Source organism: Sulfitobacter sp. SK012 (genome assembly GCF_003352085.1).
Lineage (GTDB): Bacteria > Pseudomonadota > Alphaproteobacteria > Rhodobacterales > Rhodobacteraceae > Sulfitobacter.
Window position 1 is genome coordinate 2,182,001 of record NZ_CP025804.1, and the last position, 22,974, is coordinate 2,204,974.

At 56.1% G+C, this 22,974-nt stretch carries 21 protein-coding genes, 1 tRNA gene and 1 other RNA gene; 15 read left to right on the forward strand and 8 right to left on the reverse strand.

Translation table 11 applies throughout. From position 1 onward, the window contains the following. Positions 1 to 3 precede the first annotated feature (3 nt). From fumC to C1J03_RS10670, 8 genes are all read right to left on the reverse strand, one after another. A complete protein-coding gene (gene fumC, locus C1J03_RS10635) occupies positions 4 to 1,395 on the reverse strand; it encodes a class II fumarate hydratase (RefSeq protein ID WP_114886322.1) in 1,392 nt (463 codons plus the stop codon). A 95-nt stretch (positions 1,396 to 1,490) separates the two neighbouring features. Beyond that, positions 1,491 to 1,967, reverse strand: coding sequence for an SspB family protein (locus tag C1J03_RS10640; protein WP_114886324.1), 477 nt, complete (start codon positions 1,965 to 1,967; stop codon positions 1,491 to 1,493). Positions 1,968 to 2,038: 71 nt separating this feature from the next. Beyond that, on the reverse strand, positions 2,039 to 3,286 hold the full coding sequence (gene chrA / locus C1J03_RS10645; RefSeq protein WP_114886326.1) for a chromate efflux transporter: 1,248 nt from the start codon (positions 3,284 to 3,286) through the stop codon (positions 2,039 to 2,041). Beyond that, complete coding sequence (locus C1J03_RS10650; protein ID WP_114886328.1) at positions 3,283 to 4,098, reverse strand: chromate resistance protein ChrB domain-containing protein; 816 nt, start codon at positions 4,096 to 4,098, stop codon at positions 3,283 to 3,285. The genes chrA and C1J03_RS10650 overlap by 4 nt, the downstream gene beginning before the upstream one ends. A 132-nt stretch (positions 4,099 to 4,230) precedes the next feature. Further along, the gene (locus C1J03_RS10655) at positions 4,231 to 4,659 is read right to left on the reverse strand and encodes an ester cyclase (protein WP_114886330.1); all 429 of its coding nucleotides are present in this window, start codon (positions 4,657 to 4,659) and stop codon (positions 4,231 to 4,233) included. 87 nt (positions 4,660 to 4,746) lie between these two features. Next, positions 4,747 to 5,094: a transfer-messenger RNA gene (gene ssrA / locus C1J03_RS10660) on the reverse strand. A 34-nt stretch (positions 5,095 to 5,128) separates the two neighbouring features. After that, positions 5,129 to 5,701 (reverse strand): DedA family protein, encoded by a 573-nt coding sequence (locus C1J03_RS10665; RefSeq protein WP_114886333.1) that lies wholly within the window; start codon positions 5,699 to 5,701, stop codon positions 5,129 to 5,131. Between the two features lie 109 nt (positions 5,702 to 5,810). Further along, entirely contained in the window at positions 5,811 to 6,539 is a 729-nt protein-coding gene (locus C1J03_RS10670; protein ID WP_114886335.1) for a FadR/GntR family transcriptional regulator, read from the reverse strand. Positions 6,540 to 6,615: 76 nt separating this feature from the next. Here C1J03_RS10670 and C1J03_RS10675 point away from each other — a divergent pair, with 76 nt between their 5' ends. The 15 genes from C1J03_RS10675 to C1J03_RS10745 all read left to right on the forward strand — a co-directional run bounded on the left by C1J03_RS10675 (position 6,616) and on the right by C1J03_RS10745 (position 22,654). After that, entirely contained in the window at positions 6,616 to 7,404 is a 789-nt protein-coding gene (locus C1J03_RS10675; RefSeq protein WP_114886337.1) for a DUF2182 domain-containing protein, read from the forward strand. A 1-nt stretch (position 7,405) separates the two neighbouring features. Next, entirely contained in the window at positions 7,406 to 8,113 is a 708-nt protein-coding gene (locus C1J03_RS10680) for a DUF1326 domain-containing protein (RefSeq protein WP_114886338.1), read from the forward strand. Next, entirely contained in the window at positions 8,110 to 8,619 is a 510-nt protein-coding gene (locus C1J03_RS10685) for a DinB family protein (protein WP_254694248.1), read from the forward strand. The genes C1J03_RS10680 and C1J03_RS10685 overlap by 4 nt, the downstream gene beginning before the upstream one ends. Beyond that, entirely contained in the window at positions 8,619 to 9,722 is a 1,104-nt protein-coding gene (locus C1J03_RS10690) for a dimethylsulfoniopropionate demethylase (RefSeq protein ID WP_114886340.1), read from the forward strand. The genes C1J03_RS10685 and C1J03_RS10690 overlap by 1 nt, the downstream gene beginning before the upstream one ends. 78 nt (positions 9,723 to 9,800) lie before the next feature. Further along, entirely contained in the window at positions 9,801 to 10,784 is a 984-nt protein-coding gene (gene acuI, locus C1J03_RS10695; protein ID WP_114888958.1) for an acryloyl-CoA reductase, read from the forward strand. Positions 10,785 to 10,968: 184 nt separating this feature from the next. Then, complete coding sequence (locus C1J03_RS10700; RefSeq protein WP_114886342.1) at positions 10,969 to 12,687, forward strand: BCCT family transporter; 1,719 nt, start codon at positions 10,969 to 10,971, stop codon at positions 12,685 to 12,687. Positions 12,688 to 12,757: 70 nt separating this feature from the next. Beyond that, on the forward strand, positions 12,758 to 13,981 hold the full coding sequence (locus tag C1J03_RS10705) for an aminotransferase class V-fold PLP-dependent enzyme (protein ID WP_114886343.1): 1,224 nt from the start codon (positions 12,758 to 12,760) through the stop codon (positions 13,979 to 13,981). Positions 13,982 to 14,051: 70 nt separating this feature from the next. Then, positions 14,052 to 15,476 carry a cryptochrome/photolyase family protein gene (locus C1J03_RS10710; protein WP_174234457.1) on the forward strand — a complete coding sequence of 475 codons (1,425 nt, stop codon included), beginning with the start codon at positions 14,052 to 14,054 and terminating at the stop codon, positions 15,474 to 15,476. Between the two features lie 83 nt (positions 15,477 to 15,559). Next, positions 15,560 to 16,771: an SAM-dependent methyltransferase gene (locus C1J03_RS10715; RefSeq protein WP_114886347.1), complete on the forward strand. Its 1,212-nt coding sequence runs from the start codon at positions 15,560 to 15,562 to the stop codon at positions 16,769 to 16,771. A 23-nt stretch (positions 16,772 to 16,794) separates the two neighbouring features. Continuing rightward, entirely contained in the window at positions 16,795 to 17,235 is a 441-nt protein-coding gene (locus tag C1J03_RS10720; RefSeq protein ID WP_114886349.1) for a TrgA family protein, read from the forward strand. Between the two features lie 5 nt (positions 17,236 to 17,240). Then, positions 17,241 to 18,365, forward strand: a complete 1,125-nt coding sequence (locus tag C1J03_RS10725) for an NUDIX domain-containing protein (protein ID WP_114888959.1) — start codon at positions 17,241 to 17,243, stop codon at positions 18,363 to 18,365. A gap of 23 nt (positions 18,366 to 18,388) precedes the next feature. Beyond that, entirely contained in the window at positions 18,389 to 19,423 is a 1,035-nt protein-coding gene (locus C1J03_RS10730; RefSeq protein WP_114886351.1) for a cysteine synthase A, read from the forward strand. Then, positions 19,420 to 21,798 (forward strand): DUF3772 domain-containing protein, encoded by a 2,379-nt coding sequence (locus C1J03_RS10735; protein WP_114886353.1) that lies wholly within the window; start codon positions 19,420 to 19,422, stop codon positions 21,796 to 21,798. Before C1J03_RS10730 ends, C1J03_RS10735 begins: the two co-directional genes overlap by 4 nt. Next, positions 21,798 to 22,517 carry an alanyl-tRNA editing protein gene (locus C1J03_RS10740; protein WP_114886355.1) on the forward strand — a complete coding sequence of 240 codons (720 nt, stop codon included), beginning with the start codon at positions 21,798 to 21,800 and terminating at the stop codon, positions 22,515 to 22,517. The genes C1J03_RS10735 and C1J03_RS10740 overlap by 1 nt, the downstream gene beginning before the upstream one ends. A 47-nt stretch (positions 22,518 to 22,564) precedes the next feature. Then, a tRNA-Ser gene (locus C1J03_RS10745) sits at positions 22,565 to 22,654 on the forward strand. Positions 22,655 to 22,974 lie beyond the last annotated feature (320 nt).

The following is a 22,974-nucleotide window of genomic DNA, read 5'->3' on the forward strand; positions in this document are numbered from 1 at the left end:
ATCCTATTTTGGGCCGATCATATTTTCCGGACGCACAACGCGCTCGAAGGTTTCTGCATCCACAAAGCCAAGGGCGATTGCCTCTTCTTTCAATGTGGTGCCGTTCTTATGCGCCGTCTTAGCGACTTTAGTCGCGTTGTCATAGCCGATCTCTGGTGCGAGGGCGGTGACAAGCATTAACGATTCGCGCATCAGCTTTTCGATCCGGTCCGGGTCTGCTTTGAGGCCGACCATCAGATTATCGGTGAAGGTCGAAGACGCATCACCCAAAAGCTGCATAGATTGCAGGACGTTATAGGCCATCATTGGCTTATAGACGTTAAGCTCAAAGTGGCCTTGGCTGCCTGCGAACCCGACGGCCGCATCATTGCCAAACACATGCGCACATACTTGTGTCAGCGCTTCGCATTGGGTTGGGTTAACTTTGCCCGGCATGATCGAGGAGCCAGGCTCGTTTTCTGGCAATACCAATTCGCCCAAACCGCAGCGGGGGCCGGAGCCCAGCAAGCGGATGTCGTTGGCGATCTTGAAAAGACTAGCGGCAACGGTTTTCAACGCACCGGAAATTTCGACCATCGCGTCATGGGCTGCCAGTGCTTCGAACTTGTTGGGCGCGGTGACAAAGGGCAGGCCGGTGATCTGTGCCATGTTATGGGCGACGGCCACGTCCCAACCTTTTTGGGTGTTCAGGCCCGTGCCGACGGCTGTGCCACCCTGCGCCAACTCATAAATACGGCCCAAAGCGTCTTTGACACGCTGAATGCCCATCGCGACCTGATGGGTGTAGCCAGAGAATTCCTGGCTGAGCGTAAGGGGCGTGGCGTCTTGGGTGTGGGTGCGGCCAATCTTGATGATGCCGTCGAATTCCTCAACCTTGGCTTGCAGGGCCGCGTGTAGTTTTTGCAGGCCAGGCAATAGCACGGTATGCGCTGTTGTCGCGGCGGCGATGTGCATGGCGGTGGGGAACGTATCGTTTGACGATTGTCCCATGTTGCAGTGATCATTGGGGTGCACCGGGTCCTTGGACCCGATCACGCCGCCCAGGATTTCAATCGCGCGGTTGGCGATGACCTCATTGGCGTTCATGTTCGATTGTGTCCCGGACCCTGTCTGCCAGACGACCAGTGGAAAATTATCGTCGAACTTGCCGGCGACAACTTCGCTGGCAGCTTCTACAATGGCTTTACCGCGTGTCTCGTCCAAAGATCCTTGGGCCATGTTTGCCTGCGCACAGGCTTGTTTGATCACACCAAGTGCGCGCACGATGGCGATGGGCTGTTTTTCCCAGCCGATCGGGAAGTTGATGATGGAGCGCTGCGTTTGCGCACCCCAGTATTTATCTGAAGGGACCTCAAGCGGGCCAAAGCTGTCTGTTTCGGTGCGGGTATCGGCCATGTCGGCTCCTGATGTGGCAAAAGGGTCGCCGTGCGGTTTAGCGTCCCGCAAGGCCCAAAGCAATTGGGCAGGCCAATGTACTTGGTGAAAGATGTTTACTTGCGGAAGCTGTCCAATGACACGATTTCAGCGTCACGCGGGCCGCTATCAGCCACTTCGAGCTCGGCTTCGTCGGTTTGGGTCAGTTCGGTGTCTGTATCCGCTTCATCTATTTCTTCGTCGCGCTGCTGGAATTGTAGGCCCAGTTCAACGGACGGATCTACGAACGTCGTGATCGCGCGATATGGCACATAAATTGTCTCGGGCGCGCCACCAAAGCGAACAGTCACAAAGAAACCGTCATCGGTGACTTTTAGGTCTTCGAACTCATGCTGTATCACCACAACCATTTCATCTGGGTAGCGATCAGACAGCCAATCTGCCAATTCGGCATCCGGGTGGCTGGTCTGAAAGGTGATGAAAAAATGGTGATCACCGGGCAAACCATTGGCCGCGACGTCCAGAAGGACCTTATGCAGGAGCCCCCGCATCGCGTCATACATTAGATTGCCGTAGTCAATGCCGCGGGTCATCGCGCTCTCCGCTCGATTAATACTGGGTGCAGCATAATGGATTCTACCGGCAAGGAAAGGGGGTGCAGACATCAGAAAACGGACAATCCAAGCCCAGCGACCGCAAGCAACATCATTGCGCGCACAAAGCCCAATTTAGCGCCCAGCATAAGGATTGCGGCCAGTAGTGTGAGGGCTGCTGCAATTGGATCGAAACTGGCCCAAACGGGAACGGGCAAGGCCCAAGATGCGCCGGTTTTTACCTCGGCGAAAATCACATGAAGAGCGAACCAAACAGAGAGATTTGCGATTACGCCAACGACAGCGGCGGTGATGGCCTGCAACGCCATGGCAAGACGCGGCTGTGCGCTAATCCGGTCAAGATAAGGACCGGCCAGGAAAATCCACATAAAACACGGCGTGAAAGTCACCCAAAGCGCCAAGAGGCCCGCCGCCAATGCCCCTGTGAGGCCAGATTGCGCAAACCCGGCGAGCAGGGCCACAAATTCGGTCACAAGGATCAATGGACCGGGTGTGGTCTCTGCAAGGCCAAGTGCGTCGATCATCTGCTGTGTAGTGATCCAACCCAGATCGCTGACGACGGTCTGGGTCATATAGGCAAGAACGGCATAGGCCCCGCCAAACGTCACGACTGCGAGTTTTGAGAAAAAGAGGCCAAGTTCCAGCAGGAATTGATTATCAAGCGCCGCGACCAGCAGCAAAGGCAGCGACCATAAGGCGGACCAGATCAAGAGTGTCGGCCAGAAATGGCTTTTGGTATCGGGTGGTGGCACAAAGGGTTCTGCGGCGGCATTTGCAGTAAACATGCCCCACAGCCCAGCAAGAATGATAATAAGCGGGAACGGAAGGCCAAACACGAAAAGCGCGACAAAGCTGAACCCCGCAAGGAGCCACCCTTGAGTGCCATGCAGCGCCTTGGCAGCAACTTTGCGCAAGGCCTGAAAGACCACAACGATTACTGCGGCCTTGATTCCCAGAAACGCCGCCTGCACCAGTGGCAATTGTCCGTAGGACGCATAGAGCAGCGCCAGCGCGGCGATGATGATTGCGCCCGGCACCACAAAAAGAAGTCCTGCCAACAATCCACCAACGGTGCCGCGCATGCGCCAACCCGCATAAGTCGCCAGTTGCATCGCCTCTGGCCCCGGCAGCAACATGCACAGGCTGAGTGCGCGCAAATAGGTTTGCTCAGAAAGCCAGGTGCGCTCTTCGACCAATTCGCGGTGCATCAAGGCGATCTGGGCCGCGGGCCCGCCAAACGACAAAAGCCCGATGTGCCCGAAAATGCGGGCCATCTCGCGGTAACTAGGGGCGTTCATTGGCCGCGGACCGCAGGCCAGTCATGGGTTTCATCCGCGCCGTCGCGCGCCCATCGGTACAAAGCGTCATACATCGCCATACCGGCCTCAAGCTGTTGTGTGTCATCGCGGTATTGCCGTGACAAACCAACCGAAAGGGCCAACAGGCCCGCGGCTTCGGGGGCTAGATCATGGGCGTTGGTATCAGCGCCGCGCACAACGGTGGACAATCGGTCGAGGGCAGGGGTTCTGAGGCCAAATTCATCCAGCATCACGTCAAAGCTGCAAAGCGGGCCACGGTGGGACCAAAATACGCCTTCGATGTCAAAGGGTGTGGCCTCATAGCGGGCCGCGACGCCTTCGACTTCGGCTGGCGAGACAAACAGGAACCGAGCGGAGGGATCGACAAAGCGGCGGATCAACCAGGGGCAGGCGATCCGGTCAATCTTGGGGCGATGGCGCGTGACCCAAAGCGTGCTGCCGGCGACGCGTGCGGGCAGGGCTGAGGCGGGGACACGCGGTGCCCCATCCAGATCGCGCCAACCGTAGTTGCCGCCCTTTAGGTATTCCACCTCAAGGCCTTCGCTGCGCATCCATGCAGTGAGGCCTTGGCTTAGTTTGATGCCTTGCTGGCAGGTCACCACAGCGGGCCGCCCGGCAAGTCGTTCGATAAGGCCGGGGATGTCGGTGTGCGGATGCCGAAAGGCACCGGGGATGAGGAAGGGATCCGCTTCAAAGTCTGGATCGATGGAAATATCCACCAGAACGGGCGCATCGGGCAGGCCAATACGGCGCAAAAGTTGAGCAGCAGTAATTTCATTGGGAGCAGGCATAGCAGCATCCTTTGTTTGAACAGGATGCGATACTTGGGCCGGAGCCTCACGGGGCGATCGCGCTGTCCCCATGGATCATGCATGCCACGCGAAAGGGCGTGCGGTCAATCACGCTGCGCCTTTTCGATGAAATTATTCAAACTTGGTTCCCGCGAGCAATAGTGCATGGACGTCGTGGGGTAGCAGGCCAAGTTGTTCAAAAAATTGGAGAAAGTCGAACAAGGGATAGGTTTCAGCCTTTTTGTCCCCGTCAAAACGCAACATGATCTGTTGGATGACCTTGATCGGTGCGCCGTCGCTGCGCCTGCTGCAGGAAATCTCCAGAATGGCGCTGAGCCAATCGCCTTGTTCTATGGAATGAATCGTACGGACTTGGATGTTGTCGACCAGGCCGCGTAACACACCGACCCATTCGCGAATTTCGCTAGGTTCAATATCGGAGCCAGGCAGTAAACGTTGGTCGCGCGCGGCGATGTTGAAATAGCTTTCGATGACGTCCAGATTGCCGTCTTCCCAAACCTCGCGGTACCATTTTGCAAGGATTTCGACCTTGGAGAGCATAGGTGGGGTCCTGACCATGAGTGTATAGAACAGTCATCGCTCAGCGAAGCTACCAATTGGTAAACGTGTTTGAAATTAGTGGGTTAAAGTGCAGGCTTCTGTTGCCAGGTGCCTGCGAACCCCGCCTTACACCGCTAAGCGCAAGGACTTAATTTTCAATAGTCCCGGTCGCTTACGCGGCCATCGCCATTGGAGCACGATTGTCATTTGCAATTGTACATTTTACGCCGATAACGGTGGCAGTCAGCCGAAACAAAGCAACCCCTTTAGACGTTCGTCGATCCTATTTCGTCCCCATGATCCTCAAATGAAGGATATTTGGTGGAGACGCCGGGTACCGCCCCCGGGTCCGATCCGCTTATGACGAGCGCGTTTATGTCCATAGTCCCGAAGGACATCTTCTAGATAGGGCATCTGGCGTGGGATTTCAATTGGCTGATCGGTGTTTGCTGCAATTGGTGCATTCCGCCTATGGGCGTGGCCGAAGCTTGTTGCGGCGGTGCCATATGGCGATGCTGCCGCCAAGCAAAAGGGCGACCCCGGAGGCGATCAAGACTTGCTGGGTTAAAGTTAGATCGCCAAAAATACGGGCGAATAGTATTGAGATGGCTTCACCTAGATAGACGTAAAACCATGCCCAAACCGCTGCTGAAACGGCGGCATGGGCCGCAAACCGGGCGGTGCCGATCCGCGATTGCGCCAGCACAGTTGGCCCCACGATGCGCATGCCGGGAATAAAGCGAAAAAGGCTCGCCAACACGTGTGGCTTTGCGTTGACCCCCAAAAGAGCCCGCTTCATTGTTGTGCGCGCCATTTGGCGCACCACCCATGCATGGGTGCGGTAACGGCGGGCCAGAATGAAAATACCAAAGTCAGTGGTAAATGCGGCTGTGAACGCAACGGTCGCGACCTGCCAAACCGGAAATAATCCGTGCTGGGCCATGACACCCCCAGCAATCGCCGCGGTTTCGCCCTCTAAGAAGCAACCGAGAAAAACGGCGACAAGGCCATAGCTGGCAAGAAAGGTCTCGATTGAGTGCATTGAGTTAACCTAGCTGCAGCCATAGGTGGGGGCAATGAACATGGGGTGTTTGGAAATCTGCCCCGTGGTACGGCATCCTCAAAACGTCTGTGATGCCCAAGCGGACGATCTAGCGTTCAGCCCGGGCGGCAAAAACGCTGCGGGCGAGGCTTTGGGTTTCGTCTTCAAGCGCGCTGAGGCCCTGCGCGACCTTGTCGCCGGCGTGTTCTTCAGCCGCATCTGCGATGGCCACATGAAATGCCACGATGGCGCTGCGGTCGCGGGCGGTAAAGGTGATCATGTTCATGAGGGGCTGCATTGCCTCAACCGCACCGGCGAGTTGGTAAGACAGAACCGGATTGCCAGCGGCATCAACGAGGGCGCGGTGGAATGTCACGTCAGAGGCGCAAAATGCTTCGTCCGTCAGGCCGGGCTGTTGCTGGCGGTGAATTTCGGCACGCATGGTGGCCAAATGGTCCGCGCTGCGGCGCGCAGCGGACAGGGGCGCACAGGCCCTTTCAAGCGCATAGCGCGCTTCGCAGGCGGTCCCAAAACTCACCGCATTCATCGAAAGGAGCAACGTCGAAGTAGTGACTTGCTGGGCATAAGCTTCTTCAAAGCTGAGCCTGTTCACGAATGCCCCACCAGACGCGCCGCGTTGCGTGCGGATAAGTGATTGCGCAGCCAAACGTTTGAGCGCCTCGCGGACCGTGGGGCGCGAGACGGCAAAATGATCGGCAAGCTCTGCCTCAGACGGCAAGCGTGCATCGACAATCAAACGGCCTTCAACGATCTCATCGCGTATCGCACTGGCGATCTGGGCCGACAGATCAGCGGGGCTTTGTGGGTCAATTTTCATATGTCTTACATTTAATGTTTGGCAAATATCTAAATGTCTGACATTAAAAAAGCAAGAACCGTTCGCGAGGCCTCTCATGCCACATCTTTTACGCTCCACATTCTGGTTAGGCTTTTTCGGCCTGATCCTCTTTGCGTGGGTCATGATGGCGCAGATGAGCGGGCAAATGGGCCTTGATTTGCTGGGTCGCCCAGATGCAATGGGCCGTGCGATGGCAGCGATGGATCCGCACATGGATATGGACATGCCGATGGCGCGATTCGGGCCGTTGGCAGGAATGTGGGCGCTGATGATGGCGGCGATGATGCTGCCAACGCTGGTGCCGACTTTGCGCGCCTATGAAGACCTGATGGACTCCGCAAACGGGACACGTGTTGGTTGGCTGGGTGTGGTCACAGGGTATTTCGCGGTTTGGGTCGTATTTGCGATGGCTCTGGCTGGTCTGCAACTGGCGCTGCTGTTTGGCGGTGTCATCGATATGCTGGGCATTGCGCGGTCGCGCTGGTTTGCTGTGGCATTGCTTTTGGCCGTTGGGCTTTTTCAATTCACCCGCGCCAAGGAGCTGTGCCACGGGGTTTGTCACGCGCCTGGGATGTATTTCTTGGGCCATTGGCGCACTGGATTTGGTGGCGGGCTGCGCATGGGTTTGGGCCTTGGGGCCTTTTGTGTCGGCTGCTGCTGGGGCTTTATGGCGTTGGGATTTGCAGGCGGGGTGATGAACCTTGCTTGGATGGGTCTTGCGACACTGTTTATGGTGTTGGAAAAACTACCACAAATTGGACATTACGTAACAAAACCAATGGGTTTTTCCCTGATCCTCGGCGCTTTCGTCGTGGCAGGCTGGCCCATGCTAACGGGAGGATAAGATGGCTACGAACAAGCGACCGGACGCGGATAAGCTGCCGATTTCACAGCGGATTGACAGCCGCATGCCAAACCCAAAACGCCGCGAGGCGACGCCGACGAACTGGGCGATCAAAGGGGAACTATTCCTCAATTGTTCGTGCACAGTGTTCTGTCCCTGCGTTGTGTCCTTGGGCGCGCACCCTCCCACAGAGGGGCATTGCCACGCGTGGATGGCGATCGCCATTGATGAAGGCCATTATGAGGGTGAAGACCTTGCCGGGCTTAATGTCGGGCTGTTGGTCGATATTCCGGGCCGTATGGGCGAGGGAAATTGGAAAGTTGCGGCCTACGTGGACGAACGCGCCACCGGCAAAGCCTATAACGGCATCCTGCAGATATTCTCAGGTGCTGCTGGGGGCACGACGGGCCTGTTTACGATGCTGGTCTCAGAGATCATCGGGGCAGAACGTGCACCCGTAGAAATCGTATGCGATGGCCGTAAACGCTCCATCCAGATTGGTCGCAAAATCCAAGGCGAGATCGAGATGATCGCTGGTAAGTCGGAAGACCACCCTGTGATGGTCAGCAATTCGAAATACTGGATGGGTCCTGACATCATTGCAGCAAAGGGCCTCAAAAGCCGGGTGCGCGATTATGGCCGCATTTGGGATTTCGGCGGAAAATCAGCTGAGATTTGCCCGATTGACTGGAAAGGTCCTGTTGCGTGATCGACAAGCGTTATGTCAGCATGATGGCGCGCTATAATGCTTGGCAAAACAGTCAATTACGCGACCTTGTTAAAGTCGCAGATGCGGCGGAGTTGCATAAAGATCGTGGGGCTTTTTTCGGATCGATCTTTGGCACTCTGAACCATCTTCTGTGGGGCGATACAATCTGGATGAGCCGCTGGTGCAGTGATGTGCCAGCGCCAGATGTGGGCATTCCCGACAGCATTGCCTTCACGCCCGATCTGGACGTGTGGGATACAAAAAGATTTCGGCTTGATGGGCGCATGCGCATTTGGTCGGAAACCTTGCGAAATGTTGATCTGAGCGGCGACCTATCGTGGCATTCAGACGCCTTGGCGCGTGATGTGACCCGGCCCATGGCCGTTTGTGTGGCGCATATGTTTAACCATCAGACCCACCACCGCGGTCAGCTGCATGCCATGCTGTCCCAAGCGGGAATGACCCCGCCGGTGAGCGATCTCTTTATGATGTCGGAGGACGTATAATGTCGTTGATTTCTCCTTCACGCCGGGTGCGGCGTACTCCTTTTTCTGATGGCGTCGAAGCCGCCGGTGTTAAGGCATACACGGTCTATAACCGGATGCTGCTGGCTTCCGTCTTTCGAAGTCCAGAAGAAGACTACCACCACCTCAAGTCTGCTGTGCAGGTTTGGGACGTGTCTTGTGAACGCCAAGTTGAGTTGCGCGGCCCCGATGCTGCACGACTGATGCAAATGCTGACCCCGCGTGACCTACGCGGGATGCTGCCGGGGCGGTGTTTCTATGTGCCCATCGTTGATGAGACGGGCGGCATGTTGAACGATCCTGTTGCAGTAAAGTTGGCTGAAGACCGGTGGTGGATTTCCATCGCAGACTCGGATTTATTGTTGTGGGTCAAAGGGATCGCCAATGGTTACCGGCTGGATGTGCTGGTAGATGAACCTGACGTGAGCCCACTTGCCGTTCAAGGCCCTCAGGCCGAAGATCTGGTGGCCGCAATCTTCGGCGATGGCGTTCGCGACATCAAATTCTTCCGCTTTGGCATGTTTGATTTCCAGGGACGGTCCTTGGCCGTGGCAAGATCTGGATATTCCAAGCAGGGTGGTTTTGAGATTTATGTCGAAGGGTCCGATTTGGCGATGCCGCTGTGGCATGCGCTGATGGAAGCGGGCAAATCGAAGGATGTGCGCGCGGGCTGTCCAAACATGATTGAGCGGATCGAAGGCGGGTTGCTGAGTTATGGCAATGACATGACCGACGATAACACACCCCATGAATGCGGCCTGGGTCGGTTTTGCGACACCCAAACTGCTATCGGGTGTATTGGCCGCGATGCGCTGTTGCGCGTGGCCAAGGAAGGCCCTGTTCAGCAAATCCGCGCGATTGAGATTGCTGGCGGCAAAGTGCCAGGTTCTGATCGGGCGTGGTCAATCAAGGCAGGTGACAAGCGTGTGGGGCAGGTGACCTCGGCGGCATGGTCGCCTGACTTTGGGACGAATGTGGCGATGGGCATGGTGCGTATGACCCACTGGGATCCCGGGACGCACCTGCAAGTCGAAACACCGGACGGCTTGCGCGATGCAATAGTGCGCGAGGACTTTTGGCTTTAACGCCACGCGCAATGTCGGGGCCTTCGACTGAATTTTTTGAATAAAGAGCAGGGCGAAATGCCCGGAATGGAGACAAATATGTTTGATGCATTGGTGGTGACCAAGGATGATGAGGGCAAAACCCATGCGGCGGTGACGCAGATCAGTGAAGATCAGCTTCCTGCAGGTGATGTGACGGTTGCGGTTGAGTATTCGACGGTAAATTACAAAGACGGTTTGTGCATTGGGCCAGGCGGCGGGTTGGTTCGGAATTACCCGCATATTCCGGGGATCGATTTTGCAGGGACGGTCGAGGCCTCTGATGATGCGCGCTACAAGCCAGGCGACAAGGTCGTGTTGACCGGCTGGCGTGTTGGCGAAGCGCATTGGGGCGGATATTCCCAAAAAGCGCGCGTTAAGGCTGACTGGTTGGTGCCGCTGCCCGCAGGTCTGGATGCACGTCAGGCTATGGCTGTGGGTACGGCCGGCTTTACCGCGATGCTGTCGGTGATGGCGCTAGAGGACCACGGCATCAAGCAAGGTCCGGTTCTGGTTTGTGGTGCAGCGGGCGGCGTTGGATCGGTTGCAGTAGCTCTGTTGGCAGCGTTGGGCCACGATGTTGCTGCTGTGACGGGGCGGCCTGAAACGGCGGATTACCTGAAATCTTTGGGAGCCACACAAATTGTTGCCCGCGAAGAGATCAACGAAACCATCAAACGGCCGCTTGAAGCCGAAGCGTGGGGCGGTTGTGTTGACGCAGTGGGCGGCGAGATGCTGGCGCGGGTCCTTGGCCAAATGGAATACGGTGCTTCTGTTGCCGCCGTTGGTCTTGCTGGTGGTGCCAATTTGCCCGCGACCGTGATCCCATTCCTGCTGCGCGGTGTGAACCTTTTGGGGATCGACAGCGTGATGCAGCCTTACGAAAACCGTGTCCGCGCTTGGGGACGTATCGCTAAGGACCTGCCGATGGACAAACTCGAGGCGATGGTGCAGCCCGCTACATTGTCGGATTTGCCGCAGCTGGGCCGAGATATCCTAAAAGGTCAGATCAAGGGCCGCGTGGTCGTAGACGTTAACGCCTGAAGCGGTTGAATCTTTGAAACCGTCCGTGTCCCCGTGGCATGGGCGGTTTTTTTATGCCGGCATCCCAATAATGAGCCGTGATCAGGTGCGACAAAATGTTCCAGTCGCGCTGGGTTTTTCCTTGTTTGGTGTAGGAAACAAGTTAGGATTAGCGACTAATAAAAAACAATAGGGACAAAAATTAATGGCACTTCAACCCCCTCTATCTGATCTACCGATCAAGACAGCGGATGTGGGCTTCTATCGAGGCTTTAGCATTAACGTCACTGTAATCAGTAAGGTCATAATCTCCGTGCTTGTGGTCTGGTGCATCTTTTGGCCCACGCAGGCTGGTGGTGTTCTTGGCAACTGGAACAGCGTTATTCTTGCAAATTTTGCGGCTTGGTACATCTGGGTCGTTGCGGCATTTGTGATCGTGTGTCTTGGCCTTGCGATCTGGCCGACTGCGGGGCGTCTTAACCTTGGTGGCGAAGGCGACAAGCCCGAGTTTTCCAACTTCTCTTGGTTCTCGATGATGTTTGGTGCCGGTATCGGTGTCGGCATGCTGACCTTTGCTGTGGCCGAACCGGTCGCACATTTTGGGTCCAACCCTGAAACCATCCAAGGCATGACGACGGGTGGCACAGCGGACAACGTTCGCATGGCCTACAAATGGTCGTTCCTGCACTGGGGACTGGGCGCTTGGGCGTGTTATGCGATCGCAGGCCTGTCGCTTGCGTTCTTTAGCTATCGTCGTGGTTTGCCACTGACAATCCGCTCGGGTTTGACGCCGTTGTTTGGCAAAGCTCTTTCGGGTCCTTTGGGTCACTTGATCGACATCGTTGCGGTTGTGGCTACCATTCTGGGCGTGGCGCAAACGCTTGGCTTTGGTGTTGAGCAGTTCTTGGCTGGCTTGACCCGTATTGGCTTTGGTGGCCTCGTTTCTGGCGCTGATGCAGTGAATGCAGCAGGCGAAAGCATTGCAGGCAATTCTACTACATTCGGTATCATCATTGCTCTTGTGATAATCATGGGTGCCTCCACTCTGTCGGCGCTGTCTGGTGTCGGCAAAGGCATCAAATGGCTGTCAAACATCAACATGGTGTTGTCGATTATCTTGCTGAGCTTTTTCATCATCTTTGGGGCGACATGGTTCGGCGCGCAGGCGATGTTCATTGGTATCTGGGATTATCTGATCGCATTGCCATCCATGAGCTTTAACGTCTTCAAATCCGATGGCGTTGCAGACTCCGAAGCGTTCAAATTGGCGCAGTGGCAGGGCTGGTGGCCCGTGTTTTACTGGGCTTGGTGGATCGCTTTTGCACCGTTCGTTGGCCTGTTCCTTGCACGCATCTCGCGTGGGCGGACAATCCGTGAATTCGTGTTGGGTGCAATGCTCGTGCCCGCATTGATGTGCTTTGTTTGGTTCTCATGGGCCGGTGGCACCGCCATTGACCTTGAACTGAACGGTGGCGCTGATGGTGCGATCTTTGGTGTGGCCAATAGCGATAAAATCTTTGCCATGACCAACTACATGCTTGCACCGATTTCTGAGGCGCTTTCATGGGGCATGACGTTGCTGATCGTTGTCTTGTTGATGACTTTCCTTGTGACGTCTGCTGACTCTGCGGTTTTGATCGTTAACACGATCAACGCGGCGGGTGATGAAGGTCCAAAGGCACGTCCGCATATCCTGTTCTGGGGTGCTGCATTGGCGCTAGTGGTCGGTGGGCTGCTAATGTCAGGTGGTACAGGTGCCATTCAGACCGCGATGGTGATCGGCGCGCTGCCGTTCTCCTTTGTGATGGTGTTGATGGCAATATCGTTGATCAAAGCGATCTTTAACGACGGTCGTCGTGAAGCCGCTGGTGTCACATCTGTGACGGTTGATGATGCCGCGGCAGCAGCGATGCCTGCTGAATAAACCGATCCAAAAAGAAGAATTCAAAGGCCCCGATGCTTGCGCATCGGGGCCTTTGTCGTAGGGTGCGTTTATGAAGTTAGACATTGAATTTGTACGCAGCCAGTTTCCAGCGTTTGCGGAACCCACGCTGCAGGGTCAGGCGTTTTTTGAGAATGCTGGCGGGTCCTATGCCTGTGGTGCGGTTGTTGACCGCCTGCATCGTTTTTACACCCAACGCAAAGTGCAGCCTTATGCGGCCTATGCTGCCAGCACCCTTGGTGGCGAAGAGATGGACGAGGCGCGAACCCGTATGGCTGCAATCCTTGGAGTTGACGACGATGAGCTAAGCTTTGGGCCATCGACCACGCAGAACACCTATGTGCTGGCGCAGGCCTTTGGCCAGATGTTGCAGCCCGGCGAAGCGATTGTGGTGACCAATCAAGATCACGAGGCCAACAGCGGGCCATGGCGCAGGTTGGCCGAGCGCGGAATTGAGGTGCGTGAATGGCAGGTTGATCCCGCCACAGGCCACCTTGATACGGACGCGCTCGAAGAGCTGCTCGACGATAAAGTGCGGCTGGTCTGCTTCCCCCATTGCTCCAACGTGGTGGGCGAGATCAATCCAGTCACACAGATCACCGCTCTTGCGCATGCCGCAGGTGCGTTTGTGTGTGTGGACGGTGTGTCTTATGCACCGCATGGTTTTGTGGATGTGGGCGACCTTGGCCCCGACATTTACCTCTTTTCATCGTACAAAACTTTTGGCCCGCATCAAGGTTTGATGGTGGTCCGGCGCCCGCTGGCAGAGCTGTTGCCGAACCAAGGGCACTATTTCAACGGCAATAGCCTTTATAAGCGGTTTACGCCTGCGGGACCTGATCATGCTCAGGTGGCGGCGTGTGCGGGAATGGCAGATTATATCGACGCGCTTTATGCCCATCACGGTGGGGGCGACGCGGATGCCGCTGGCCGGGGCAAGGTGGTTCATGACCTGATGCGCACCCACGAAACCGGGTTGTTGCAGCAGCTGCTGGATGCAGTCAAAGGGCGCAACGCGGTGCGGTTGATTGGGCCAAGCGAGGCCGCAGGGCGCGCACCAACCGTTGCGCTTGCGCTCAACCGTCCGGGCGAGGACGTCGCACGTGAGTTGGTTGATCACGGCATCATGGCGGGGGGCGGTGATTTCTATGCAATGCGCGCGCTTAGTGCCATGGGCGTGGACCCCGATCAGGGTGTTTTGCGGCTTAGTTTCACGCATTACACTTCGCAGGCCGAAATAGATCAGCTTTTGGGCGCTTTGGATGCAGTTTTGTGAGGTCTCTCCCTTGATCGCACGGTGCACGGCCTACCTCGCTTAACAGTGTGTTAAAAAAGGTATCTTTGATTTGTCCGAAACATCCCCAGTCCTGATGTGGTTTCGCCGTGACTTGCGGCTGAGCGATCACGCGGCACTTAGCCATGCTTGCGCATCTGGCCGCCCGGTGATCCCGGTGTTTATCCTAGACGATGAGGCAGAAGCACTGGCTGCTGCGCCTAAATTTCGACTGGGGTTAGGGATTGAAGCCTTTGCAAAGGCGCTCGCGGACAAAGGGAGCCAGCTGATCTTGCGGCGTGGCGATGCACTGGATGTCTTGCGGACCTTGATCAAAGAGACAGGAGCAGGGGCGGTCTATTGGTCGCGGCTGTATGACCCCAGTGCGGTTGCGCGCGATACATCAGTCAAAGAAACACTGAAATTTGATGGGGTTGATGCTAAATCCTTTGGCGGGCATCTGATGTTTGAGCCGTGGACGGTTCAGACGAAAACGGGCGGTTATTACAAGGTTTACACGCCGTTTTGGAATTCGGTTAAGAACGTTGGCGTGGATGCGCCTCGGTCTGCACCAAGTGAGATTAGGCCGCCATCTGAATGGCCCGCGTCCGAAGACCTCAGCGATTGGCACATGGCTGCGGCTATGAACCGTGGCGCGGAGGTGGTCCGGCCCTTCGTTCGGCTGGGCGAACAGGCGGCGCAGGCGCGGTTGGCGGCGTTCATCGGCAACATTGTGGCCGATTATAAGGCCACCCGCGATTTGCCGGGCACCGATGGCACCTCAAACCTCAGCGAAAATCTGGCGCTAGGTGAAATATCTGCGCATCAATGCTGGCACGCAGGCCGCCGCGCCATGGAAGAGGGCAAACAAGGTGCTGAGATATTCCTAAAGGAACTTGTTTGGCGAGAGTTCGCGTATCATCTGATGCACCATACGCCGCGTATCTTGAATTCGAATTGGCGCGAAGAATGGCAAGCCTTTCCCTGGAAAGAAGATCAAGACAGCGCCGAAGTTAAGGCATGGAAAGGGGGACGCACTGGTATCCCTTTTGTCGATGCTGCCATGCGGGAGCTCTATGTCACGGGCCGGATGCACAACCGCGGACGGATGATCGTCGCGAGCTATTTGACCAAGCATTTGATGTGTCATTGGCGCATTGGTCAGAAATGGTTCGAAGAGTGTCTGATTGACTGGGATCCGGCCAGCAATGCGATGGGCTGGCAGTGGTCGGCAGGGTCGGGGCCTGATGCCACGCCCTACTTCCGGGTCTTCAATCCGGTGACCCAACTCGACAAATTCGACAAAAACCGCGATTATACTTCTCGTTGGATCGCCGAAGGGCGCGCGCAACCGCACAAAGATGCATTGGCCTTTTTCGACGCGGTCCCGCTTGAATGGGCACTCAGTCCGGATAATGACTATCCCCATGAGCCGATCGTGGCGTTGGATGTGGGCCGGTTGCGTGCCTTGGACGCCTATAAAAATCGCGACTTTTGAAGTACTATATTAATTATTGTTAATTGTGCCGTGCTGGGAAAGAGATTTACCGCCACGGGAGAAACGCTAGAAGGGACGCCGTAATGATCTTGACGAGCACCGAAGGCCAGACTGGATTGCCGCGCTATTTTTCCCGAGTATTGGCGACGGCCAAGGACCTTCATCAAGGACGGATTGATTTTGTGCTGCCTGACGGGCGTACCTTTCGGGCCGAAGGGGCAGAAGCCGGTGTTGTCGCTGAGATTCGCGTGCACAATGATGATCTTTTTGCCCGCATGATCCGTGAAGGCGATCTAGGATTTTGTGACGCCTACCTTGATGGCTGGTGGAGCACACCTGATTTGCAAGCCTTTATGGATTTCATCCACGCAGAGGCTAATGAGAATATTTACGACGGCTTTCCCGGCATGGCGTTGGTGCGTGGCTATGAGCGGTTCCGCTTTTGGCTGCAGCGCAACAACAAAGCGCAGGCCCTCAAAAACATCAGCTATCATTATGATCTGGGCAATGATTTTTACGGGTTATGGCTTGATGATACGATGACTTATTCCAGTGCGCTGTTCAGCGATCCGCAGCAAAGCATGGAGGCTGCTCAAACGGCAAAGTACAAATCCATGGTTGATGAAATGGGCGCGCAGCCCGGGGATCATGTACTTGAAATTGGTTGTGGCTGGGGCGGGTTTGCCGAATATGCCGCAGGCGAACGGGGGTTGAAGGTGACGTGTCTTACAATCAGCGAAGAGCAGTTTAAGTACGCTCAGGAACGCATTGATAAAGCTGGTCTTTCCGATCTTGTTGAATTCAAATTGCAGGACTACCGCGACGAACTGGGAACCTATGATGGCATCGCCAGCATCGAAATGTTTGAAGCCGTGGGCGAACAATACTGGCCCGCATATTTCGAGACCGTGCGCGAACGGTTGAAGCCGGGGAAAACAGCGACGCTTCAGATTATCACAGTCGCGGACCGCCGGTGGCACATCTATAAGCGTGGCGTCGATTTCATCCAAAAATACATCTTTCCGGGCGGTATGCTGCCCAGTCCCAGCGTGCTGCGTGGTCAGATTGAAAAGGCCGGGTTGGCTGTTGTGCGTTCCATCGAATTTGGCAAAAGCTACGACATCACGCTGCGCCGCTGGCATGAAACGTTTAACGAAAAATGGGACCAAGTTGCGGCAATGGGCTTTGATGACCGGTTTCGACGCATGTGGAATTTTTACCTCACTTCTTGCGCGGCGACATTTGAGAGTGGAAATTGTGACGTGACGCAGATTACGGTGCGTAAGCCACTGTAGTCACCGCGATAGGAGCCACACCAATGCCCACAGCCGCCCGATTGATGGCCGCAATCTGCTTAGCAATTGTGGCCTTGGTGCTGTCTGAGCAGGTCAAGCCGCTCATGCCAGAAAGTACGAGCTTTGGAAGGTTCACCTGGCTCAATATGGGTCTTGGGCTTCTTGCGGGGTGGTTTGTGATGGGACCTCGTGCTGGGCGCGGCACTGTTCAGGGAATAAACAACGGCCTGACGGGCGTTTTTGTACTGATCTTGTGGGGCCTTGGCGTTCAGGCGACCTATGAGATGTTCCGCCTTGCCATGCGCAACAGGTACAAAGACGCATTTGAAGCCCTGACCGCGATCTTTGAGATTGGCGCTGAATACGGCTTGATCATGTTGACGGTGCCTATTGGGGTTACGTTTTTGATCGGTGCGTTGATCAGCGGTCTTTTGACGGAATACGCTGAAGGTAAATGGCGCTGAGTGCCGTGAGCCGTCTCTTTTTCTATGGGTCGCTGCGGCATGTGCCGCTTTTGGAAATTGTGCTTGGGCGGTCGGCTGCTGAGCTTGAGCTAACGACGACCCATTTGCCAGATCATCAGGTCTGCGCCGTTGCCGAAGGCCCGTTTCCGACGTTGATTTCCAAATCTGGTGGACGGGCGGTTGGCCTTGTTGTTGCAGGCCTCAGTGCCGAAGACATCGCGCGGTTGGATTATTACGAAGGTGGCTTTGACTATGATCTGGTGGATTTGCCGCTGGAAGAAGGCGGAACCGCGCAGGTTTATATGTCCCCAGCTGGGCGTTGGACCGCGACAGAGCCTTGGTCGCTTGAGGTTTGGGAGCGCAACTGGGGCGCAATGAGTTGCCACGCCGCGCGCGAGGTCATGGGGTACCGAGGCACACGCAGCCGGGAAGAAGTTGCCGAGATTTTTGGGCCGATCCGCACGCGCGCTTGGGCGCGGGTTCTGGCGGCAGATGCCCGCCACGGGGCAGGGACGTTGCACGGCAAGGTCACATTGACGGACCATGCTCGCGTTTATTCAGATTTTTTTGCACTGGATGAGATGAACCTGCAGTTTGAACGCTTTGATGGGACGATGTCACCGGCATTGAAACGGTCCGTCTTTGTGCCTGTGGATGCCGCACTCGTGCTCCCTTACGATCCGGTGCGTGACCGGGTGATGATGGTGGAACAGGTGCGTGTGGGGCCGATTGTGCGCGGTGACGTGGCCTGTTGGCAGCTTGAGCCCATCGCAGGGCGCATTGATCCCGGAGAGACCCCACAAGAGGCCGCACGCCGTGAAGCCGAGGAAGAAGCAGGCGTCGCCTTGGGCAAGTTAGAGTCGGTAGCGGAATGTTATGCCTCGCCCGGCAATTCGACCGAGTTCTTTCACATTTTCGTGGGCATTGCGGATTTGCCTGACGACGTGGCCGGGGTAGGTGGCCTTGCGTCAGAAGACGAGGATATCCGCTCGCATATTATGTCTTTTGACGCGTTCATGACCCTGTGTGATACGCTACAAGTCGCAAATTCGCCGCTTGTTTTGGCGGGCTATTGGCTGGCGCAGCACCGGGAACGCTTGAGGTCTGAGGGGAGCACCGCTACATCATAGGGCAACATGATTTGGGGGCCAAAATGCAAGTAGCACGCGATCTAGAAGCAGCCGTCGGGAACACACCGCTCATTCGTTTGCGTAAGGCCAGCGAAGAGACCGGGTGCGAGATCTATGGCAAAGCCGAATTCATGAACCCCGGCCAATCGGTTAAGGACCGCGCGGCACTCTATATCATTAAAGATGCGATCGCGAAGGGCACGCTGAAACCTGGCGGCACAATCGTCGAAGGAACAGCTGGTAACACCGGGATTGGCCTTGCGCTGGTCGGGGCCTCAATGGGGTTCAAAACAGTAATTGTTATTCCTGAGACGCAGAGCCAGGAAAAGAAAGACATGTTGCGGTTGGCCGGCGCTGAACTGGTGCAGGTGCCCGCAGCGCCCTACCGCAACCCCAACAACTTTGTGCGCTATTCCGAGCGTTTGGCGCATGAACTGGCGCGCTCGACCAACGAAGGGGTGATTTGGGCCAATCAGTTTGACAATGTCGCCAACCGTCAGGCCCATGTGGAAACCACTGGCCCTGAGATTTGGGAGCAGACCGGTGGTAATGTGGATGGTTTCATCTGCGCCGTAGGCTCTGGTGGAACACTGGCTGGCATGGCGATGGCACTCCAGCCCAAGGGCGTTAAGATCGGCCTTGCGGATCCCGATGGTGCGGCCCTTCACAGCTATTACACGACCGGCGAGCTTGCCTCGGACGGCTCCTCCATTGCGGAGGGCATCGGGCAGATCCGCATCACCAAGAACCTTGAAGGTCTGAAACCCGATTTCAGCTATAATATCCCCGACAGCGAAGCGCTGCCGGTTGTGTTTGACCTTTTGCAGCATGAGGGGCTGTGCCTGGGTGCGTCTTCAGGGGTGAATGTCGCAGGCGCCGTCCGTATGGCGCGCGACATGGGGCCTGGGCATACGATTGTGACGATCCTATGCGATTTCGGCACGCGCTATCAGTCCAAGCTGTTTAACCCCGAGTTCCTGCGCGAAAAGGGCCTGCCGACACCAAGCTGGCTTGAACGCGCACCTGCAAGCATTCCTGGCGTGTTCGAAGACGTATGACCCGCCTTATGCTGCGCCCTTTTGCGATTAGCGTTTCAGTTACGTTTGCGCTCTTGTGGGGCATGCTTGCGGGGGCTGCCTTTGCGCAAGAGCAAAGGGACGTTAATCCAGCAATGTGGCAAAGCATTGCTGAGCTTTCGGAAGCCGCAGTCGAAGATTCTTCCATTAGCGATAGAGCATTGTTTGATCTGCGGGCGCAGGTCGTCAAGCACCGCGCTTATTTTGAATCGGCTCGCAGAACAAACGGTGCGCAGATTGTGTCACTGCGTCAGCAAATCGCGGCGCTTGGCGATCCCCCAGCTGATGGGGCAAGCGTATCGGAAGCCACCGAGATTACAGAAAAGCGCGAAGATCTGAGGCGCCGGCTGGCCGTGCTTTTGGTCCCGGTGCAGGTCGCGGAAGCTGGGTTTACCCGCGCAAATGGTATTGTGGGGCAAATCGACTCGATACAACGCGAACGCAAAGCCGATCAGCTGGTGTCGGTTATCGCGTCGCCCTTGAACCCCAAGCATTGGGGGCCTGCACTCACGGCTTTGGGAAATGCGGTGCGCGGCGTTTGGAAAGAGGATCGTCTAAATTTTGAAGAGAGCGGCTTGGGGTGGCGCGGTAAGCTGCCGCTGGTATTGGGCTCGATCTTTTTAGGTGTCCTATTGGTTGCGCGTGGTCGGGCGTGGGCTGTGCACATTGTCGGCAGCCTGCAGCAGCTTGGTGTGCGCGACATTGGCGTCTGGCGTTTCTTGGTCTCGCTTTTACGGATTGCGTTGCCACTTATTGGTCTTTGGTTGCTGGTTTATGCCTTGCAACAAAGTACCGTGCTTGGGCCCAGATCAACCACGCTGATCTCAATTATTCCTTTAATAGGCGGCGTGATACTTGGATTTCGCTGGGTGTCTGAACGCGTTTTTTCACGCGATGATGACGAAGCGCTAATCTTGCTCAGCGGGCATGGCCGTAAACACGCGCGCATGTGTATCACAGCCATTACTATCTTGATCATCGTGCTGGCCTGCTTGGTGGAATTGTTGAAACTGGACAATGCTTCAGCCACCAGCATCACTGTTTTAACCTTTCCAATTACGATCTTGATGAGCCTCGTGCTTTACCGTCTGGGACAGCTGCTACGCGGATATGGCGTAGAACTGACGTCCGACGAGGATGGCTCTGCAAGCGCAGGTACGCGGATCCGGGTTGTTCGGGGTTATGGCTCGGCCGCACTTTTGGTTGCGGTCATCGCGCCACTGCTCCAAGCGGCGGGCTATGCCACGGCGGTCCAAGCATTCGTGCCGCCCTTTGTCATGACGGGTATACTGCTTGGGTTGTTGATGGTGCTCCAGCGGTTCAGCGCTGATGTTTATGGCGCAGTCACAGGGCTGGGCGTGAAGGCCCGCGATACGCTGATGCCCGTTTTCTTTGGCTTTTTACTAAGCCTTGCGGCAATCCCGCTCGTGGCGCTCATCTGGGGCGCCGGCGTGGACGACCTCTCTGAGGCTTGGGTGACCTTCCTTCGTGGAGTTGAGGTTGGTGGATCGCAAATTTCACCGAAAGTATTCCTGAGCTTTGCTGTAATCTTTGCCATCGGCTATGGGCTGACTCGTCTTTTGCAAAGCACGCTACGGGGTTCCGTGCTGCCCAAGACGAAAATGGATATCGGTGGGCAAAACGCGATTGTGTCTGGGCTGGGGTATGTTGGCCTGTTCCTTGCTGGGCTGGTGGCGATCACAGGGGCAGGGCTCGACCTGAGCGCCTTGGCTTATGTTGCCGGTGCCTTGTCGGTTGGTATCGGCTTTGGCCTGCAAAATGTGGTGTCGAATTTTGTTTCTGGGATCATCCTTTTGATTGAGCGGCCCATTTCAGAAGGTGACTGGATCGAAGTTGGCGGGCAGATGGGCTATGTGCGCGACATCTCGGTGCGGTCTACCCGAATTGAGACTTTCGATCGAACAGACGTGATTGTTCCCAACGCAGATCTGATTACGGGGACGGTGACCAACTATACCCGAGGCAACACGGTAGGGCGGGTTATTATTGCTGTTGGCGTGGCATACGGGACGGACACACGGTTGGTGAATGACATTCTGACTGAGATCGCCTCGGAACAACCGATGGTCTTGGCCAACCCACCGTCCAATGTGTTTTTCGTGAACTTCGGCGCTGATGCGCTGGAATTTGAATTGCGGATGTACCTAAGAGACGTGAATTGGACGATGGTTGTGCGCAACAACGTTAACCACGTCATCGCAGAACGCTTTGCTGCCGAAGGCATTGAAATACCCTTTGCTCAGCGCGACCTGTGGCTGCGCAACCCTGAAATGCTGCGCCCCGGCAGAGAGATGCAGGCATCACCACCCAAATCAGACAAGCCCAAGGACGATTGATGACCAAGCCGCTTTACTTAGACGACGCCTATGTGCGTCAGGCTGATGCACGTGTTGAAGAGATTACGGCCGAAGGTGGCGTCGTTCTGGATCGCAGCTTGTTCTATCCTACGGGTGGTGGGCAGCCTGGCGACAGCGGTGTGCTGCATTGGCAAGGTCAAACCCTGCCGATCGCCACGGCAGTGCGCAATGACCAAGGGAATATTGTGCTGGTTCCGTCTGAACCTTTGGCGCTGCCGCCGCTGGGAGCACGTGTCACGCAAGAGCTGGATTGGGACCGACGTCACCGTCACATGCGGGTGCACACAGCCCTGCATCTGTTGTCGGTGGTGATGCCTTTCGGGGTGACGGGCGGGGCGATTTCAGCGTCGCACGGGCGGCTGGATTTCGACATGCCGGATGCCCCCGAAGATCGCGCTGGTCTAGAAGACACAATGAACAGTTATATTGAGATGGACGCGCGGGTGGGTGATGGCTGGATCACCCGAGCAGAGCTGGATGCGGCACCTGAGCTGGTCAAGACAATGGCCGTCCAACCTCCGCGCGGAGGGGGCGATATCCGACTTGTGCGGATTGGCGAGGAGGACGACTGGATCGACCTGCAACCTTGCGGTGGAACCCACGTGGCGCGCACCGGTGAAATCGGCACCCTGCGCCTGGGCAAGATCGAGAAGAAAGGTCGCATGAACCGCCGTGTCTATCTGCATTTGGGCGGTTGATTTCTTGCTTGCAACCCGGACCTCTCCCACGCTAAACCCCAGATTACGGACAGGTGGCCGAGTGGTCGAAGGCGCACGCCTGGAAAGTGTGTAGGCGGGTGACCGTCTCCAGGGTTCGAATCCCTGTCTGTCCGCCAACTAATTATAAATTACCCAATAATTTCAAAGTATTGAATTCCTTGCTTACTGCGCCATCCCCCATTTCATCCACCAAGGCATTCTTGAGAGAATCGCAGGTTTGCTAGAAGTATCGTGTCGTGATTATTGAGTAGGGTCAAAACAGGCGAAAATCCTCCAAGTTCGACCGACACATTGGATGGAGATGTGGAGAAAACGATAGCTCTGTTGAATATTAGTTTTTCGTTTCGGCCAAAGTTCAAATCGTTCTTATGCAAAGTATCGCTTTTACTGTCTGTAAGAGCCTGTGTGTGAATCCCGGAGACAAAATGGCCATGGA